This is a genomic window from Enterobacter sp. ECC-249 (assembly GCF_043965265.1).
Taxonomy (GTDB): Bacteria; Pseudomonadota; Gammaproteobacteria; order Enterobacterales; family Enterobacteriaceae; genus Enterobacter; species Enterobacter quasiroggenkampii.
In genome coordinates, this window is record NZ_CP143660.1 from 3451782 (window position 1) to 3469481 (window position 17700).

General features: G+C 55.0%; 21 protein-coding genes and 1 pseudogene. 14 read left to right on the forward strand and 8 right to left on the reverse strand.

The features are described from left to right. Nucleotides 1-16: 16 nt before the first annotated feature. From fliJ to rcsA, 10 genes and pseudogenes are all read left to right on the forward strand, one after another. Nucleotides 17-460 (forward strand): flagellar export protein FliJ, encoded by a 444-nt coding sequence (fliJ, locus tag V1587_RS16540; protein WP_021241386.1) that lies wholly within the window; start codon nt 17-19, stop codon nt 458-460. Beyond that, complete coding sequence (gene fliK / locus V1587_RS16545) at nt 457-1689, forward strand: flagellar hook length control protein FliK (RefSeq protein WP_371899353.1); 1233 nt, start codon at nt 457-459, stop codon at nt 1687-1689. Before fliJ ends, fliK begins: the two co-directional genes overlap by 4 nt. Nucleotides 1690-1795: 106 nt before the next feature. Continuing rightward, entirely contained in the window at nt 1796-2266 is a 471-nt protein-coding gene (fliL, locus tag V1587_RS16550; protein WP_023312306.1) for a flagellar basal body-associated protein FliL, read from the forward strand. A 4-nt stretch (nt 2267-2270) separates the two neighbouring features. Further along, complete coding sequence (gene fliM, locus V1587_RS16555) at nt 2271-3275, forward strand: flagellar motor switch protein FliM (RefSeq protein WP_008500320.1); 1005 nt, start codon at nt 2271-2273, stop codon at nt 3273-3275. Beyond that, nucleotides 3272-3685, forward strand: coding sequence for a flagellar motor switch protein FliN (fliN, locus tag V1587_RS16560; RefSeq protein ID WP_008500318.1), 414 nt, complete (start codon nt 3272-3274; stop codon nt 3683-3685). The genes fliM and fliN overlap by 4 nt, the downstream gene beginning before the upstream one ends. A gap of 2 nt (nt 3686-3687) precedes the next feature. After that, nucleotides 3688-4062 (forward strand): flagellar biosynthetic protein FliO, encoded by a 375-nt coding sequence (gene fliO / locus V1587_RS16565; RefSeq protein WP_127731516.1) that lies wholly within the window; start codon nt 3688-3690, stop codon nt 4060-4062. Beyond that, nucleotides 4062-4799: a flagellar type III secretion system pore protein FliP gene (fliP, locus tag V1587_RS16570; RefSeq protein ID WP_185791107.1), complete on the forward strand. Its 738-nt coding sequence runs from the start codon at nt 4062-4064 to the stop codon at nt 4797-4799. Before fliO ends, fliP begins: the two co-directional genes overlap by 1 nt. Before the next feature lie 9 nt (nt 4800-4808). Beyond that, a complete protein-coding gene (gene fliQ, locus V1587_RS16575; protein ID WP_008500315.1) occupies nt 4809-5078 on the forward strand; it encodes a flagellar biosynthesis protein FliQ in 270 nt (89 codons plus the stop codon). Nucleotides 5079-5085: 7 nt separating this feature from the next. Next, nucleotides 5086-5878 (forward strand): annotated as a pseudogene (fliR, locus tag V1587_RS16580) (flagellar biosynthetic protein FliR); the annotation flags it as partial. A gap of 287 nt (nt 5879-6165) precedes the next feature. Further along, nucleotides 6166-6789: a transcriptional regulator RcsA gene (gene rcsA, locus V1587_RS16585; RefSeq protein ID WP_008500313.1), complete on the forward strand. Its 624-nt coding sequence runs from the start codon at nt 6166-6168 to the stop codon at nt 6787-6789. 101 nt (nt 6790-6890) lie between these two features. On the opposite strand, the gene dsrB is transcribed toward rcsA, so the two are convergent. Next, nucleotides 6891-7079, reverse strand: a complete 189-nt coding sequence (gene dsrB / locus V1587_RS16590) for a protein DsrB (protein WP_008500312.1) — start codon at nt 7077-7079, stop codon at nt 6891-6893. Nucleotides 7080-7208: 129 nt separating this feature from the next. Between dsrB and yodD the strand changes: the two genes are divergently transcribed. After that, complete coding sequence (gene yodD, locus V1587_RS16595; protein WP_008500310.1) at nt 7209-7436, forward strand: YodD family peroxide/acid resistance protein; 228 nt, start codon at nt 7209-7211, stop codon at nt 7434-7436. 301 nt (nt 7437-7737) lie between these two features. Next, complete coding sequence (locus tag V1587_RS16600) at nt 7738-8538, forward strand: mannosyl-3-phosphoglycerate phosphatase-related protein (protein WP_371899355.1); 801 nt, start codon at nt 7738-7740, stop codon at nt 8536-8538. Here V1587_RS16600 and dgcQ read toward each other — a convergent pair. The 3 genes from dgcQ to V1587_RS16615 all read right to left on the reverse strand — a co-directional run bounded on the left by dgcQ (nt 8523) and on the right by V1587_RS16615 (nt 11469). Next, nucleotides 8523-10223 (reverse strand): cellulose biosynthesis regulator diguanylate cyclase DgcQ, encoded by a 1701-nt coding sequence (dgcQ, locus tag V1587_RS16605; protein ID WP_371899356.1) that lies wholly within the window; start codon nt 10221-10223, stop codon nt 8523-8525. The two genes, V1587_RS16600 and dgcQ, sit on opposite strands and share 16 nt — an antisense overlap. Before the next feature lie 73 nt (nt 10224-10296). Further along, entirely contained in the window at nt 10297-10479 is a 183-nt protein-coding gene (locus V1587_RS16610) for a YodC family protein (protein WP_023618677.1), read from the reverse strand. Between the two features lie 78 nt (nt 10480-10557). Continuing rightward, nucleotides 10558-11469, reverse strand: coding sequence for a DUF808 domain-containing protein (locus V1587_RS16615; protein WP_008500306.1), 912 nt, complete (start codon nt 11467-11469; stop codon nt 10558-10560). A 178-nt stretch (nt 11470-11647) separates the two neighbouring features. On the opposite strand from V1587_RS16615, the gene yedA reads away from it, so the two are divergent. Next, a complete protein-coding gene (yedA, locus tag V1587_RS16620; protein ID WP_371899357.1) occupies nt 11648-12562 on the forward strand; it encodes a drug/metabolite exporter YedA in 915 nt (304 codons plus the stop codon). On the opposite strand, the gene V1587_RS16625 is transcribed toward yedA, so the two are convergent. From V1587_RS16625 to V1587_RS16635, 3 genes are all read right to left on the reverse strand, one after another. Then, nucleotides 12534-13025, reverse strand: coding sequence for a very short patch repair endonuclease (locus V1587_RS16625; RefSeq protein ID WP_371899358.1), 492 nt, complete (start codon nt 13023-13025; stop codon nt 12534-12536). The genes yedA and V1587_RS16625 overlap by 29 nt on opposite strands. After that, nucleotides 13006-14421, reverse strand: a complete 1416-nt coding sequence (locus tag V1587_RS16630) for a DNA cytosine methyltransferase (RefSeq protein WP_395314426.1) — start codon at nt 14419-14421, stop codon at nt 13006-13008. The genes V1587_RS16625 and V1587_RS16630 overlap by 20 nt, the downstream gene beginning before the upstream one ends. Nucleotides 14422-14482: 61 nt before the next feature. Next, nucleotides 14483-15187: a phosphohydrolase gene (locus V1587_RS16635; protein ID WP_371899396.1), complete on the reverse strand. Its 705-nt coding sequence runs from the start codon at nt 15185-15187 to the stop codon at nt 14483-14485. Between the two features lie 308 nt (nt 15188-15495). Here V1587_RS16635 and V1587_RS16640 point away from each other — a divergent pair, with 308 nt between their 5' ends. After that, nucleotides 15496-16650: a porin gene (locus V1587_RS16640; RefSeq protein ID WP_371899360.1), complete on the forward strand. Its 1155-nt coding sequence runs from the start codon at nt 15496-15498 to the stop codon at nt 16648-16650. A 54-nt stretch (nt 16651-16704) separates the two neighbouring features. Here V1587_RS16640 and V1587_RS16645 read toward each other — a convergent pair whose 3' ends face one another. Next, nucleotides 16705-17568: an N-acetylmuramic acid 6-phosphate etherase gene (locus tag V1587_RS16645; RefSeq protein WP_371899361.1), complete on the reverse strand. Its 864-nt coding sequence runs from the start codon at nt 17566-17568 to the stop codon at nt 16705-16707. Between the last annotated feature and the right edge of the window lie 132 nt (nt 17569-17700).

Below are 17700 nucleotides of genomic sequence, written 5' to 3' on the forward strand. Positions count from 1 at the left end.
GTGGAGGGCGAAGGTCATGGCGCAAAACAGCGCGTTATCAACGCTGAAAGATCTGGCTGAAAAAGAAGTTGATGATGCCGCATTGCAGCTTGGCGCAATGCGACGCGGGTGCCAGCAGGCTGAAGAACAGTTGAAGATGTTGATCGACTATCAGCATGAATATCGCACCAACCTCAATACCGATATGACACAGGGCATTGGAAGCCAGCGCTGGATTAACTATCAGCAGTTTATCCAGACGCTGGAGAAGGCGATAGATCAGCATCGCCAGCAGCTTCACCAGTGGACCCAGAAAGTCGATACCGCGCTGAATTTCTGGCGCGAGAAGAAGCAGCGACTGCAGGCCTGGCAGACTTTACAGGACCGACAGATCGCGGCAACGACCCTGGCGGAAAACCGTCTGGATCAGAAGAAAATGGATGAGTTTGCCCAGCGCGCATCAATGAGGAAACCGGAATGATCACACTGCAACAACTGCTGATGAGCGACAGCGACCTGTCAGGCGGTACGCAGACGGGGAAAGGCACCGACGGTGCACAGGACTTTCTCGCACTGCTCGCGGGCGCCCTGTCGGACGCAACGGGCAAGGGCAAAGATGCGCCGCTGACCCTGGCTGACCTGAAAGCCGCCGGCAGTAAACTGTCAAAAGTGGCTCAGGACGCCAAAGGGGATACCACCCTGCAGGCCAAAATTGCCGACCTGCTCTCGCGCCAGACCGCGCTGAATGGCGATGAAACGTCGCCCGTCGCGCCGCTTGATACGCTGGTTTCCGGGCTGGTGCCGCTGTCTAAAGGTGACGCGCTGAAGACGCTCAATGTAGCGAACAGCAAGGATGACGGTAAAAGCGAGCTGAGCGAAGAAGAACTGGCCGGATTAAGCGCGCTGATGGCAATGCTGCCGCACCAGCAGACCAGCACTTCACGCGCGGCAGGCAGTGACGGCGTTTCCGCCACCGCAACGCTGAATTCAGCGCCGCTTGCGCAAAACGGCGCAGGCCAACCTTCCCTGAACGCGCTTCCAGGAAGCCATGATAAAGCGCTGAGCTCTGCGCCTTATCAGAGCCAGGCGAAAAACAGCGATCCGGCCCCGTCCGGCAACGCGCCGGCCACGCCGGCCGTGGCCGCAACCGCAGAGAAGCAGGAGTTCGCCAGCGCCTCCTCATCATCATCGCCGACGGCTACCCTGGCACCGATTATGTCCAGCCATGCAACCAGTCAGACGGCCGCCACCGTCGCCACCGCGCCGGTGTTAAGCCAGCCTCTGGGGACCCACGAATGGCAGCAATCCCTGAGCCAGCACATCACCCTGTTCACTAAGCAGGGCCAGCAGACAGCCGAGCTGCGTCTGCACCCGGAAGATCTGGGTCAGGTGCAAATTTCGCTTAAGCTGGATGATAACCAGGCCCAGCTGCAGATGGTCTCTGCGCACAGCCATGTTCGTGCGGCGCTGGAAGCCGCGCTGCCGGTACTGCGGACATCACTGGCGGAGAACGGCATTCAGCTTTCGCAAAGCAGCGTCAGCAGCGATAGCTTTGCCGGGCAGCAGCAGTCCTCATCCCAGCAGCAGCACCAGGCTTCGCGTTCCGGCAACACCGGCGGTTTTAATGAAGAGAGCGATGAGCTACTGGCTGTTCCTGCCGCCCTGCAATCCGCCGCGCGCGGTAACAGTGCCGTAGACATCTTCGCCTAAACGCCCGAGGTAGCGTGATTATCCCCGTCTTTTCCACGCTTTGACGACAGCAGGACACGGGATAATCACCTTATTAAGCTGTACCGAAACAGGAAGCTCGTATCAGATGACTGACTCCGCTATCACCAAAAAAAGTAAGCGTTCCATCTGGATCCCGCTGCTGGTGTTGATCACGCTCGCCGCCTGCGCCACCGCGGGCTATAGTTACTGGCGTATGCAGCAGGAACCTACCACCGCTGCAGCCAAAGCTGAAGCGCCACCTCCGCCGGCTCCAGTGTTCTTCCCGCTGGATACCTTCACCGTCAATCTGGGTGATGCGGATCGCGTGCTTTATGTTGGCATTACGCTGCGCCTGAAAGATGAAGCCACCCGTTCACGTCTGAACGATTACCTTCCGGAAGTGCGCAGCCGCCTTCTGCTGCTGTTCTCTCGTCAGGACGCTTCGGCGCTGGCTACCGATGTGGGTAAGCAAAAGCTGGTCGACGCCATTAAACAAACGCTGGCGACCCCGCTGGTAAACGGCCAACCTAAGCAGGAAGTCACTGACGTTCTGTATACAGCATTCATTCTGCGGTAACGACATGGGCGACAGTATTCTTTCTCAGGCAGAAATCGATGCGCTGCTCAACGGCGACAGCGATAAAAGTGATGATCCGCAACCGGGTATTGGCGGCGATAGCGATATTCGTCCCTACGATCCGAATACCCAGCGTCGCGTAGTCCGTGAACGTCTGCAGGCGCTGGAGATCATTAACGAACGTTTTGCACGTCAGTTCCGTATGGGGCTGTTTAACCTGCTGCGTCGTAGCCCGGATATCACGGTCGGTGCGATCCGCATTCAGCCGTATCATGAGTTTGCCCGCAACCTGCCGGTGCCAACCAACCTTAACCTGATTCATCTGAAGCCGCTGCGCGGCACCGGTCTGGTGGTGTTTTCCCCAAGCCTGGTGTTCATCGCGGTGGATAACCTGTTCGGCGGCGACGGGCGTTTCCCGACCAAAGTAGAAGGTCGTGAATTCACCCACACCGAACAGCGCGTCATTAACCGCATGCTGAAGCTGGCGCTGGAGTCTTACAGTGACGCGTGGAAAGCGATTAACCCGCTGGAAGTGGAGTACGTCCGTTCTGAGATGCAGGTGAAATTTACCAATATCACCACCTCCCCGAACGATATTGTCGTTAACACCCCGTTCCACGTGGAGATCGGTAACCTGACCGGTGAGTTCAACATCTGCCTGCCGTTCAGCATGATCGAACCGCTGCGCGAGCTGCTGGTTAACCCGCCGCTGGAGAACTCCCGCAACGAAGACCAGAACTGGCGTGAAAACCTGGTTCGCCAGGTCCAGCATTCACAGCTTGAACTGGTGGCGAGCTTCGCCGATATCCCGCTGCGGTTATCTCAGATTCTGAAATTACAACCCGGCGATGTTTTGCCGATAGAAAAACCCGACCGCATTATTGCCCATGTGGATGGTGTCCCCGTGCTGACAAGCCAGTACGGCACGATTAACGGTCAGTATGCGTTACGCGTTGAGCACTTGATCAACCCGATTTTGAATTCGCTGAATGAGGAACAGCCCAAATGAGTGACATGAACAATCCGTCCGATGAAAACAGCGGAGCACTGGACGATCTGTGGGCTGACGCGTTAAACGAGCAAAAAGCGACCCCGGCCAAAAGCGCAGCGGATGCCGTATTCCAGCAGCTCGGCGGCGGTGATGTCAGCGGCACGCTGCAGGACATCGACCTGATTATGGATATCCCGGTTAAGCTGACCGTTGAGCTGGGACGCACCCGTATGACCATTAAAGAGCTGCTGCGCCTGACGCAGGGTTCCGTGGTGGCCCTTGACGGTCTGGCCGGCGAACCGCTGGATATTCTGATCAACGGCTATCTGATTGCCCAGGGTGAAGTGGTGGTGGTTGCCGATAAATACGGCGTACGTATCACCGACATCATTACCCCGTCTGAACGTATGCGTCGTCTGAGCCGTTAAGCATGAAAACCCAGGCAACAATATCACAACCTTCTGCCGTTCCCGGCTCGCCTCTGCTGCAGGTGAGCGGGGCGTTGTTCGGTATTATTGCCTTTATTCTTATCGCCGCCTGGCTGGCAAAACGCTTTGGCCTGGCGGGTAAAACCGCCGGAGCCCGCGGCCTGAAGGTCAGCGCCAGCACCACGCTGGGGCCACGCGAACGCGTGGTCATCGTTGAGGTGGAGGACGCGCGCCTGGTCCTTGGCGTAACGGCCTCAAACATCAGCGTATTACATAAGCTGCCGCCCGCCCCTGTTGTGGTGGACGAGCGCGCAGAGGCCCCTGCGGATTTTCAGTCCGTCATGAAGAGTTTGCTTAAGCGTTCCGGGAGATCCTGATGCGCCGTTTGTTATCCCTGACGCTCGTGGGCGTTGGCCTGTTTGCTCCCGCGGTCTATGCACAGCTGCCCGGTCTGGTTTCAACCCCTCTCGCGGGCGGCGGTCAAAGCTGGTCGCTTCCGGTTCAGACGCTGGTTTTCATCACCTCGCTGACGTTTATTCCGGCCATCCTGCTGATGATGACCAGCTTCACCCGCATCATCATCGTTTTTGGTCTGCTACGAAACGCGCTGGGAACCCCTTCCGCTCCGCCAAACCAGGTTCTGCTTGGCCTGGCGCTGTTTTTGACCTTTTTCATTATGTCGCCGGTGATCGATAAGATTTACACCGACGCCTACCAGCCGTTCAGCGAAGATAAAATCTCTATGCAGGAGGCGCTGGATAAAGGCGCGCAGCCGCTGCGGGAATTTATGCTGCGCCAGACACGCGAGGCCGACCTGGCCCTTTTCGCCCGCCTGTCCAACACCGGCGAGCTGCAGGGACCGGAAGCGGTGCCAATGCGTATTCTTCTGCCTGCGTATGTCACCAGCGAGCTGAAAACCGCGTTCCAGATTGGCTTTACCATCTTTATTCCGTTCCTGATTATCGATCTCGTGATCGCCAGCGTCCTGATGGCGCTCGGGATGATGATGGTGCCGCCTGCGACCATTGCCCTGCCCTTTAAGATCATGCTCTTTGTTCTGGTCGACGGCTGGCAGCTGCTGGTCAGTTCTTTGGCGCAGAGTTTCTACAGTTAAGGAACGGCAATGACACCCGAATCGGTCATGATGATGGGCACGGAAGCGATGAAAATCGCGATTGCCGTTGCCGCTCCGCTGCTGCTTGTCGCGCTGGTTACCGGTCTGATTATCAGTATTCTGCAGGCCGCCACGCAGATAAACGAAATGACGCTGTCATTTATTCCGAAAATCATCGCCGTGTTCGTGGCAATTATCGTGGCCGGACCGTGGATGCTGAACCTGTTGCTGGACTATATGCGCAACCTGTTTACCAACCTGCCGTACATCATCGGCTGATCTGACGATGCTGCACTTCACCAGCGACCAGTGGGTTCAGTGGCTCGGCGTCTACTTCTGGCCGATGCTCCGCATCATGGCGCTGATCTCCACCGCCCCCATTCTCAGCGAGAAATCGATACCCAAACGCGTCAAGGTGGGGCTGGGGATTATCATCTCCATTATCGTCGCGCCCTCTCTGCCCCCCGTGGATATTCCGATCTTCTCGGCGAACGCGGTGTGGGTGGCCCTGCAGCAGGTGATGATTGGCGTCGCCGTCGGCTTTACCATGCAGCTGGCTTTTGCCGCGGTGCGAACCGCGGGGGAACTGATTGGCCTGCAGATGGGGCTATCGTTCGCCACGTTTGTCGATCCCGGCAGTCATCTCAACATGCCCGTGCTGGCGCGCATTATCGATCTGCTCGCCATGCTGCTGTTCCTGTCGTTCAACGGTCATCTGTGGCTTATCTCCATGCTGGTGGATACGTTCCATACGCTGCCGATTGGCGAAAATCCGGTGAACAGCAACGCTTTCCTGGCGCTAACCCGCGCGGCGGGGCTGATTTTCCTAAACGGGCTGATGCTGGCGCTGCCGATCATCACCCTGCTGCTGACCGTCAACCTGGCATTAGGTTTACTCAACCGAATGGCGCCGCAGCTTTCGGTGTTTGTCATTGGTTTTCCGCTGACGCTGACGGTGGGAATTTTATTAATGTCATTACTGATGCCACTGATCGCTCCTTTCTGTGAACATTTATTCGGCGAGATATTCAACCTCTTAGCGGATATTGTCAGCGAACTGCCTCGTAAATAATAGCCCGCACTGTTGCTACTGTCTTTCTGAGGATATTCCTAAAATAAAACGCGAAAAACATCTTCCAGGATATATCTGACGCGGTTTAATTGTTTCTAACCACCTCACAATACTTAATATTTACTTTACTTTAAGAAGATTCCTGGCAAATTATACGTAACTTTACGGGATAGTGAGTCCGCCTGAAAGTCTTTGTCATGCTCACAGGTTTATTATTTTTTTCCATCCCGTATGGCTGTTTTGAGCTCTCAGGCAGATGGTGAATTATCGTTACGCATTGAGTGAGGGTATGCCATGTCAACGATCATTATGGATTTATGCAGCTACACCCGGCTAGGGTTAACCGGGTACCTGGCAAGCAGAGGGGTAAGAAAGAGAGACATCAACGATGCACACACCGTTGACGAACTCGCAGCCGCTTGTGACGAACTAAAACCAGGCGTGGTGTTTATTAATGAGGACTGTTTCATTCACGATCCAGCCAACAGTCAGCACATTAAGCAAATCATTAATCAGCATCCAAAAACCCTGTTTATTGTTTTTATGGCGATCGCGAATATCCATTTCGATGAGTATTTGTTGGTCCGTAAAAATTTATTGATCAGTTCTAAATCGATTAAACCCGAGTCGCTGGATGACATTCTGGGTGATTATTTGAATAAAGAAGTTAAAAATGTAGGAGCGGTTAACTTACCCACCCTATCATTAAGCAGGACTGAATCAAGTATGCTGCGAATGTGGATGGCGGGACAAGGAACTATTCAGATCTCCGACCAGATGAATATTAAAGCGAAAACCGTTTCGTCACACAAAGGAAATATTAAACGGAAAATTAAAACGCATAATAAGCAAGTGATCTACCATGTGGTACGCCTGACCGATAATGTGACGAACGGGATTTTCGTCAACATGCGTTAGTCGCTTAAGACCCTGTGCACCCTACCTTTGATCTCTGGCCTGGCCAGAGATTTTTGCTTCTATGAGGTTGTCGGGCACGCGATGTGCTACCCGACGCCGTGTTAGTCAGCTTTCTCAACAAAAATCCCGTCCGGATGCCCCAGTTCGTTAAAAAACCAAATGCCGAGCGGGTAGTCTTCCAGTGATACCAGGTACATTGTACCTTCGCTAAACTCTTCAATTGCCAGCACCACACCCGGGCGGCGCGGCCCACCGTCCGTTTTAACGGTTACCCGATCGTTGACCTTCATACATTCCTCCTCTGGTTTTGAGCCAGTGTAGAACAAAACGCAAAAACGCACATCGCCGCCCGGCGTGAATGGCGTTTTTATGCACAGTCTATACTTACCGTTGGACACGGTTGAATGAGGAACCCTGTAATGAAGACCGATAAAGAGTACAGCGACACCATCAAGCGCGAAGTCGAGGTGGATGTCGATGCCCTGCTGGCCGCCATCAATGAGATCAGCGAGTCAGAAGTCCGCCGCTCGGACGACAATTCTGACCGCGTCATTGTCAACGGAAGGGATTATCACACCTATCGTGAGCTGGCGGAGGCCTTCGAGCTCGATATTCACGACTTTAGCGTGTCTGAGGCCAATCGTTAGGGCGAAAAAAATCCCGGTCATGGGGATGACCGGGATCAAAACTTGCTTATGCAAGAAGCACTTGAAAATTCGTTACACCAGGAAATCTGATGTACAAGCCACACTATCCCCAACGAATTTGTCTGACAAGCATATATTCTTACGATGAATATAATATTTTTAACATTATGCTTTTCGTTATGAGCAATAACATACGCCGAATGCGGGTTTGCCAGGGATTGTTCCCATTTCTTCTGTTAACAATTCGGATCTTTTTTAGGAATTTTCTTAGTATCAAACGTAGCCGATACCAGGAGCCACTATGCCTTCACTGCGGGATACCTTGCTGATTTTTTCCGATCTGGATGGCTCGTTGCTGGATATTCATACCTACAACTGGCAACCCGCAATGCCCTGGCTGGACAGGCTGCAGGATAACCAGATTCCGGTCATTCTCTGCAGCAGCAAGACTGCGGCAGAGATGCTGGATATCCAGCAGGATCTGGGGCTGGAAGGCCTGCCTTTTATTGCCGAGAACGGCGCGGTGATTCAGCCAGACGTGCGCTGGGACAAGGTTCAGCGCCAGATAAGAGGGATGACGCACCGGGATATTCGCCCGCGGATTGAGCAAATTCGCCTGCAGACAGGCTATAAATTCACCACCTTTGACGACGTGGATGAGCACGTTATCAGCGAGTGGACCGGACTGACGCGCTACCGTTCGACCCTTGCACGCAAGCATGAAGCCTCCGTCACGCTCATCTGGCGCGATACCGACGAGAAACTGGTCGAGTTTGAAGAGCAACTGGCGCACAGCGGCCTGAAGTGTCTGCAGGGGGCGCGCTTCTGGCATATTCTGGACGCCCGCTGCGGTAAAGACGTGGCGGTTAACTGGCTGATTGAACAGTATCGCCAGCAGGACGAGATCGCGCCCACCACGCTGGGGCTCGGCGATGGCCCTAACGATGCGCCGCTGCTCGACAGCATGGACTTCGCGGTGGTCATCAAGGGGATTAACCGCCAGGGCATCACGCTACGGGACGATAACCCCGAGCGGGTCTATCACACCCAACAGCCCGGCCCGGCGGGCTGGCAGGAGGGGCTGGATCACTTCCTGTCCTGATCCCGCCACACGACCCGGTTACGCCCGCTCTGCTTGGCCTGATAGAGCCGGGCGTCCGCCACGGACTGCAGCTGTTCAAAATCGTAGTTGCCCGTTTCATCCGCGCTGCTGACGCCCAGCGACGCGCTGATGCGCAGGGTTGTGCTCTTTTTCACCAGGATCTCCTTACTGTTGATTCGGCAACGAATGCGGTCCGCGACGCCTCTCGCCTCCTCCAGACCGATCCCCGGCAGGACTACACAAAACTCTTCTCCCCCGACGCGCCCGGCCACATCATTCTTGCGTAACGCGCTGGCAATCACGCCTGCCGTATGGGAAAGCACCTTGTCACCGGCCTGATGGCCGAAGCGGTCGTTGATGTTTTTAAAATGGTCGAGATCGATCTGAATCACCGAGAACGGCAGCGCCTGCTGCCGACAGGTTTCCGCCAGCAATTTTGCGCGGTCGAACAGCGCGCCGCGATTATTGAGCCGGGTCAGCGGATCGTGCCAGGCCTGCCACTGGAGGGAGTGCTGAAGCGTATACATGTTACTCACCATCCGACGGATCACCAGCCACGAGATCAACAGCATGGCGGTAAAGAGCGCCCACAGCAGCGCCAGCACGATGCTGATACTGCCGAAATCGTCCTGCACCCCTTCATGCAGGGTGTGGATGCGCAGGACGACGCCATCGAAGTGATCGAGCCGCTCCCAGGTAATAAACCGGCTCCCGAGGCGGATCCCGCCGCCGGTATCATGCTCAATCGCGTGGGCAATCTGCGCCGTTTCGCGTTCGTCAAACTGGTTAACCTGGCTTCCCGCATGGGCTGAGGTGGCAATCATATTGAGCCGGGTATCGTACAGCTGATACTCCCCCTCCGTCCGCTCTTCCGTCGCGTCGGTCAGCAGACGCTGCATCGTGTCTAAGGTAAAGTCCATCGCCACGACGCCGTACCAGTAGTGATCGAAATAGATGGGGACGCTGGCGGTAATCGTTCGTTCATCCCTGGTCCAGAATGAGGCTGTGGAGATAAACCAGCGCACGGCGCGCGCACGATTGTTACGCTCTGACTGCTGGGTAAACCAGGACTGCGTGACCAGATGGTAATAGCGGGAGGTAATATCCCCCGCCCGATCCGGCGTATCCGTGGAAAGGTAAAACCCGGCGCGAGAGACGTAGAGCACCCGCGTTTCCGTTTGCGCTCTCGATGACGCCAGCCTGAGCAGATACCCCACTTCAAGCGCGGCAGAAATTTCATGACTGATGCGATCGGCGTCCCGATTCAGAAGCGTGGTTTTATCCACGAACGCGTCCGAGACCCCGTTAATGGGAAGCGTGCGCTTTTTATCAACGGCAAGCTGCCAGGTGGGAAGCATGCGGACGGCATTAAAGCGTGACACCGCATCCTGTAAGACATCAAAAGCCAGCGGCGTCTCGATCGCATCATGCATGCCCTGGCGAAACAACAGCATCCTGTCGACGCTGTTCTGTAACTGCCTGTCCAGCGAACTGGCCACCGTATCCAGATGGTTGCGCTGGCTGGAGATGTAAGCCTCTTCCAGCACCACCACTTCACGCCAGGTCAATAGAGTAGAAAATACCAGAACAACCAAAAAACAGAGGTTAACAATCAGCCCCGGATTGCTACGCTTATGCAGCCATTGCAAAAAAGATTGTCTTACAACAAAGGTATCGCGCTGCACACACACTCCCTGAACGCTGCCTTACACCCGGTACTTGAGATAAAAACGCCCGGCAAAGCCGGGCGTTATGTGATTAAGCCTTGTCCCGCTGGTGCTGCCCGTCACCCGGCTGAAGCTCATCTTCACGGAATGCTTCCCGCTTGATGCTATAGCCATCGTGCCACCGACATTCCACCATTCCGCTGGAATACCCGGTGACAATCATACGTGGACCGCCCTTCTTAGGCTTAACTTCATCACTGACCAAAAAGACCATACCTGCCTCCTGTATCAGGGTGAAACTGTTTCAATTTAGACGAGGAATGGTCTTTTTGCATCCTGCCGCGGGTAACAATTAGTGCGACGTGCCGCGAATTTTCTCAACCAGCTTCACCGCCGCAACGACGATAGCGCCAATGATAAAGCCCAGCACAAGATTCAGCAGCGTGGGCAGAATCGCCGCGATAACTGCCCCCTGCGTGGAGGAGAAATGTTCGATGGCATGGTGCAGCGGCGCAATGCCGTGAACCACAATTCCGCCGCCCACGAGGAACATCGCCAGCGTGCCTACCACCGACAAACTCTTCATCAGCCACGGGGCCAGCACCAGCAGGCTTTTGCCGATGCCTCTTGCCACCGCGCTCGACTTCTCTTCCAGCCAGTAGCCAATGTCGTCCAGCTTGACGATCAGCCCCACCAGACCGTACACGCCCACGGTGACCAGAATCGCGATTCCTGAGAGGATCAGGACCTGATTCAGGAGCGGCGCGTCAGAGACAATGCCCAGCGTAATGGCGACAATCTCGGCGGACAGGATAAAGTCGGTTCGAATGGCGCCTTTGACCTTATCGCGCTCGAAGGTTTTCGGATCCTGCGCGGCCAGCGCTTCAAGACGCTGCTGGCGCACCTCCGGCGTATCGCTCTGCTTGCGCGCGCTAAAGGAGTGCAGCACCTTCTCCACGCCCTCGAAGCAGAGAAATGCCCCGCCAATCATCAGTAACGGCGTGATGGCCCAGGGAATAAACGCGCTGATCAGCAGCGCCAGCGGCACCAGAATCACCTTGTTCAGGAAGGAGCCTTTCGCCACGCCCCATACCACCGGCAGTTCACGGTTAGCCCTTACCCCACTCACCTGCTGGGCGTTAAGCGATAAATCATCTCCCAGCACGCCTGCGGTTTTTTTCGCCGCCAGTTTCCCCATCACTGAAATATCATCCAGTAAGGTGGCAATATCATCCAGCAATGTTAATAAGCTACTTCCTGCCAAAATCTTAATCCTTCATTTTTTGGTAATTAAGTGAATAGTATGGAGCAAAAGTGCAAACCCGGAAACAGGCACCTAACGTCAACAAAAAATTCACATCCGCTACACAATTAAAGGGCTCGCCAGCGCGATAGTTTTCGCGTTTACTATCAGCGAACTTTTTATTTCGTCGTGAGGGATTATGCGTTTCCGGCAATTGCTACCGCTCATCGGGGCACTCTTTTCGCTGTACATCATCTGGGGTTCAACCTACTTTGTTATTCGCATCGGCGTGGAGAGCTGGCCGCCGCTGATGATGGCGGGCATTCGCTTCCTCTCGGCGGGCATCCTGCTGCTGGCTTTCCTGCTCCTGCGCGGGCATAAGCTTCCCCCGCTGCGCCCGATGCTGAATGCCGCCCTGATCGGCCTGCTGCTGCTGGCGGTGGGTAACGGGTTTGTGACGATTGCCGAGCACCAGAACGTCCCGTCCGGGATCGCCGCCGTGGTCGTTGCCACCGTACCGCTGTTTACCCTCTGCTTTAGCCGCCTTTTCGGCATCCGCACCCGCAAGCTGGAATGGCTGGGGATTGGAATTGGCCTTGCAGGCATCATTCTGCTGAATAGCGGCGGTAACCTGAGCGGGAATCCGTGGGGCGCGGTGATTATCCTGATTGGCTCGATGAGCTGGGCGTTTGGTTCCGTCTATGGTTCACGTATCGAACTGCCGACCGGCATGATGGCCGGTGCGATTGAGATGCTTGCCGCGGGGATTGTCCTGCTGCTGGCCTCCGCGCTGACGGGAGAAAAGCTGGCCACGCTGCCGGACCTGTCGGGTTTTCTCGCGGTAGGGTATCTTGCGCTGTTTGGCTCCATCATCGCCATTAACGCCTATATGTTCCTGATCCGCAACGTCTCTCCGGCTGTCGCCACCAGCTACGCCTACGTCAACCCGGTCGTGGCCGTGCTGCTCGGGACGGGACTGGGGGGAGAAACGCTCTCACCTGTGGAATGGATGGCTTTAGGGATCATCGTGTTTGCCGTCGTGCTGGTCACGCTGGGCAAATATCTGCTGCCGGCAAAACCGGTGGTCACGCCTTGCGAGGCGGAGAAACCGTAAGCAGGTGAATGCCCTGCGTGTCGATCTGCGCGGTCTGGCCGCCGCCGCAGATCCACTCTTCCAGCCGTTCGCTCAGATCGGCATCGTTCAGCTTTAATCTGCCTCTCAGCGCACACTCCCAGACGATCAGCACCCGCCAGCCCTGCGCCATCAGCGTGGCCAGATCCCGCCTGTCGCGCTCGACGTTCTTGCCAATCTTATCCAGCCAGAAATCGGTGCGCGTCGCCGGGACTTTAAACAGGTAGCAGTCGTGATGGTGCCAGAAACAGCCGTGGGTAAAGATGATGCACTGCCAGGCGTCGATGACGAAATCCGGGCGTCCCGCAAGCGTGGGATCCTGCACGCGGAAGTCAAACCCCGCCTGCGTCAGCAGCCCGGCCAGGCGCTTTTCAATGGCGGTGTCACGCGTGCCGATGGCACGCATGTTTTTACTGCGCGTCGCCTTATCGTGAACATCCGTCATTGACGGCCTCACCCTGACGAAGTGCCACCGCCTGTCGAATGCGCGAGGCCAGCAGTTTGGCCACCGCCGCAAACGCGGGAACCACCACCGAATTACCAAACTGGCGGTACGCCTGGGTGTCCGAAACCGGGATGCGGAAGCGGTAACCCTGCGGGGACTCAAAGCCCATCAGCCGGGCGCATTCTCGCGGCGTTAAGCGCCGCGGGCGATGGCGCTGGTTGTGCGGATCGTCGAAATCTTTTTCACCCAGCGCCTTGTCCCAGCCTCTGTCGATCAGGATTTCCGCGCCGTCTTTATAGTAGCGAGCAGACAGCGTGCGGGTGACGCTGTGCGGATCGTTCGGGTTTACCATCCCAAAACCGAAGCCGTTGCCTTTCGCCTGGTGCTTCTTGGCATAGCGGTAAAGGTATTTCCACAGCACCGGGGTCAGGATAAATTTCGCGTCGACGACCGGTTCAAGCAGATCGGCCACGGTGGGACGGCGCTCGGGATACAGAGAAGGAATATCCCGCAGTGTGAAATCGCCTTTCAAATTGAGGTCGCGGCGGAAGCCCACCAGCACGATACGTTCGCGATGCTGGGGCAGGAAATGTTTCCCATCAATGATTTTAGGATCGTCCGCGCCCATGTCCTCTGAATCGGCCACGTCATAGCCCATCTCATCCAGCGTTTGCATAATAATGCGGAAGGTTTTCCCGCCGTCGTGGCTTTTTAAGTTTTTGACGTTTTCCAGCACAAAGATGGCCGGGCGGCAGGCGTCGATAATGCGCGCCACATCAAAAAACAGCGTTCCCTGCGTATCGCAGGCGAAACCGTGGGCGCGTCCAAGGGCATTCTTTTTGGAAACGCCGGCCAGCGAGAAAGGCTGACACGGGAAGCCCGCCAGCAGCACGTCATGCGCCGGGATCGTCTGGCGAATGTGCTCGGCTGCCTGTTCATCGCTCACGCCGCTTTTATGGCTCAGCGTCACATCGCGGATATCCGCGTTGAAATGGTGCTCGTTCGGATCGCAGTACCAGTTGGCCCTGTAGGTCCGGACGGCATGTTTGTTCCACTCGCTGGTAAACACGCACTGTCCGCCGATAGCTTCAAAACCGTGCCGAATGCCGCCGATACCGGCAAACAGATCGATAAACCGGAAGGCATAATTCGGGTGCGCAGCAGAAGGACGAGGAAGCAGGTTTTGCAGATAACGAAACTCGCCTTCACTCAGGCGACGCCCTGCGCGTTCGCTGGTCAGCAGACGTTTAAGGATCGCCGGGCTCCAGTGGCTCTCGCCGTGCGCCACCAGCAGACTGGCCAGCGTTTTAGCATCATAGATATCCAACAGCTGGCGCAGTAAGGCCTGCACCGTTGCCGTTGATTTCTCAGCCTGCGCGGGCGCGGGCTCTGTCACTGATCGATTTTCCTGCATTCTTTTAACCGGAGAGTAAAGACTGGGAACAGATTACCACAGTTCAGTTGCGCAAACTGCGACGGAAGCGGCTCAGCACCTGGCTATCCAGCCCGAGGCAGTCGCCGTGTAATTCGGCGCTGAGTTTCGCCATAAACTGAATCAGGAAATCGGCATTGTGACTTGCAAGTTCGCGGCCCATTTCCGTTTGCATTGTATCAGGCAAACGCAGCAGCTTGGTCTGAAAATGGTCGAGGGCAAACGCACGGTCATCGAGGGGACGCGCACCGGCAAAGGGATCGTCTGCGTCAAAAAGCGGCACGCCCAGCGCGCCCGAGACGGCAAAAACGCGCGCCAGGCCGATGGCGCCTAACGCTTCCAGCCGGTCAGCATCCTGCACAATTTTGGCTTCCATACTCTGCGGCGCAATTCCGGCGCTAAAGCTGTGCGCCTCAATCGCGTGCGCGACGGCGGCAATATGCTCTGGCGGAAAGTCAGGGAAGTAGCGGTGCAGAATCTCGCACGTTCTGCGCGCTGCCATCTGCGATGACCGGCCGCGTTCGGGATGGTTTTTCGGCAGGCTGACGATATCGTGGAAATAGCATGCGGTCAGGATCACCAGCGGCTCCACCACCACCTGGCAATCCATGATTTTTTGCGCCGTCATCCAGACCCGACGAAAATGCGAAATATCATGTGCAGTATCGTCGGTGCTGTGGTTTTCCTCGAGCCAGCGCTCAAATCTGTGCTGCCAGCGGGCAAGTTCCATCATCATGTCCTGTTGGTCAAAAGAGAATGAATTATAACATATATAAATTAAACCAATTTAAAAATAGAACTCCGAAATACTTAATAATAATTACGCCAAATAAATTCAATCAATTAATTCATAAGAAAAATAAAGAGATTAATAGAAACATTTAGCAATATTTAACAGCATTTAATTACATTTATTTTTGAAACTAAATAACGCCTCATGGAATAGTATCGACGCTGTAATTACGGAGGGTGATTACATTTATTCATATAAATTATGTTTGAATTATTCATATAAATTATATTTTAAGGGAATATATAATGAAAAGAAAAGCTCTGGCAATTCTGGTCCCCGCTTTATTAATGGCAGTCGCTGCTAATGCGGCTGAAATGTATAACAAAAACGGCAACAAAGTTGACCTGTACGGCAAAGTCGATGCACGCCATACCTTCTCTGATAACCCTGGCGACGACGGCGACGAAACCTATGTGCAGATTGGTTTCAAAGGCGAAACTCAAATCGCTAACGACCTGATCGGTTACGGCCGGTGGGAATACAAAACCTACGCGAATAATACCGAGTCTGCCGGTGATAGATCCTTTAATCGTCTGGCATATGCTGGCCTGAAATATGGCGAATACGGTTCATTTGATTATGGCCGTAATTACGGCGTCGTGTACAACGTAGAAGCCTGGACCGATATGCTGCCTGTATTTGGCGGTGACTCTTACACCCGTACCGATAACTTTATGAACGGCCGTGCTAACAATCTGGCAACCTACCGTAACCAGGATTTCTTCGGTCTGGTTGAAGGTCTGAATTTCGCGCTGCAGTATCAGGGCGCGAATGAAGGTCAGGATCCTTCAGAAGATCAGGAAGGCACTAAAAACGGTCATGATGATATTCGTTTCCAGAATGGCGACGGCTTCGGTATCTCTACCACCTACGACTTCTCTGGCGATCTCTCCGGCCTGAGCCTGGGTGCGGCGTACTCGTCTTCGGATCGTACCAACAAGCAGGTTGGATACGGCAAAAGCTTTGAAAGCATCGGTTATGCGGGTGGCGATAAAGCTGAAGCCTGGACCGTTGGCGCGAAATACGATGCTAACAGTGTCTACCTGGCCATGATGTATGCTGAAACCAGCAACATGACCCCATTCGGTAGCACTAGCAAGAAAATTGGTATCGCCAACCAGACCCAGAACTTTGAAGCGGTAGCCCAGTACCAGTTCGACTTCGGTCTGCGCCCTTCCCTGGCATGGGTCTACTCAAAAGGTAAAGACCTGGACGGTAAAGGATTCAATCCGGATCTGGTTAACTACATCGACCTGGGCATGACCTACAGCTTCAACAAAAACTTCTCCACCTATGTTGATTACAAAATCAACATGCTGGATCAGGACGAAGCGCAGTATGACGCATACGGTATTTCCACCGATGACATCGTTGGCGTAGGCATGACCTACCAGTTCTAATCACCAAAATACCAAAGGCCGCAACTGCGGCCTTTTTTATATCTTCACTTTAAATTACGGGGCTTCCTGCAGCGCTACGCGGATAAACCCGTTATTCTGCGCCAGCAACTCATGGGCTTTCCATGCATCCAGCCCTGTCAGCACCATTAATACCGCCGTTTTACAGTTAAAGTTACAGCTCTCCAGCGCGGCTTTTGCCTCTGTCCGGCTGCATCCTCCCGCTTCCATCACAATGGCGATTTGCCGTTCAACCCATTTGGTTGTACCTGCCTCAAGATCCACACGCAGATTGCTGTAAACCCGTCCGGTTCGGACGGCCAGCCCGGTAGCGATCATCGAGAGGATCATCTTCTGTGCAATCCCCGCTTTGGTGTTGATATAGCCTGCAACGACATCGGCCCCCAGCTCCGGAGCGATAACCATGCTCGCCAGCTGTGCGGCTTCACTTTGCGCATCACCGGTAATAATGGCGACCGGTGAACCCAGCGACCACGCATGCCGCATTGCCCCCCAGACCCACGGCGTTTTTCCGCTGACGGTCACGGCCAGCATCATATCGTGTTCACCAAACTTAATAGCCTGAATATCGGCAACGCCGCGCTCGTAGCTCCCTTCCCCTTCTTGTCCCGTAACGGCCATCACAGGGGTTTTGCCCGGCGCATATTCATCGGCAACCTGTTGCGCAATGCGCCCCGACGGCCCCGCGCCAACGATGACCAGGCGACCGCCGTGGCTGAGCGTCGCGGCGGCGTTGTCCACTACGCGGGCGAGGGTATGTAAACAGGGGGCGATCGCAGCAGAAATGAGTGCATCATCCTGGTGAATGACTTTCAGCATGTCCAGCGTGGACAATCTATCAATATTCATCGTGCTGGCGTGCCGTCTTTCCTTGACCGAACCGGTAAGCATAATGCTCATAAACAGCCTCCTTATTATGAGTACCCACACACTATAAAGTGTTTTATATAGATGACCTGCGAGGAGGGTCACGAAAAGAGGACCAAATCCACGCCTTTACATGGCTTTAAGAAATGCGCGTCATCGGCGATA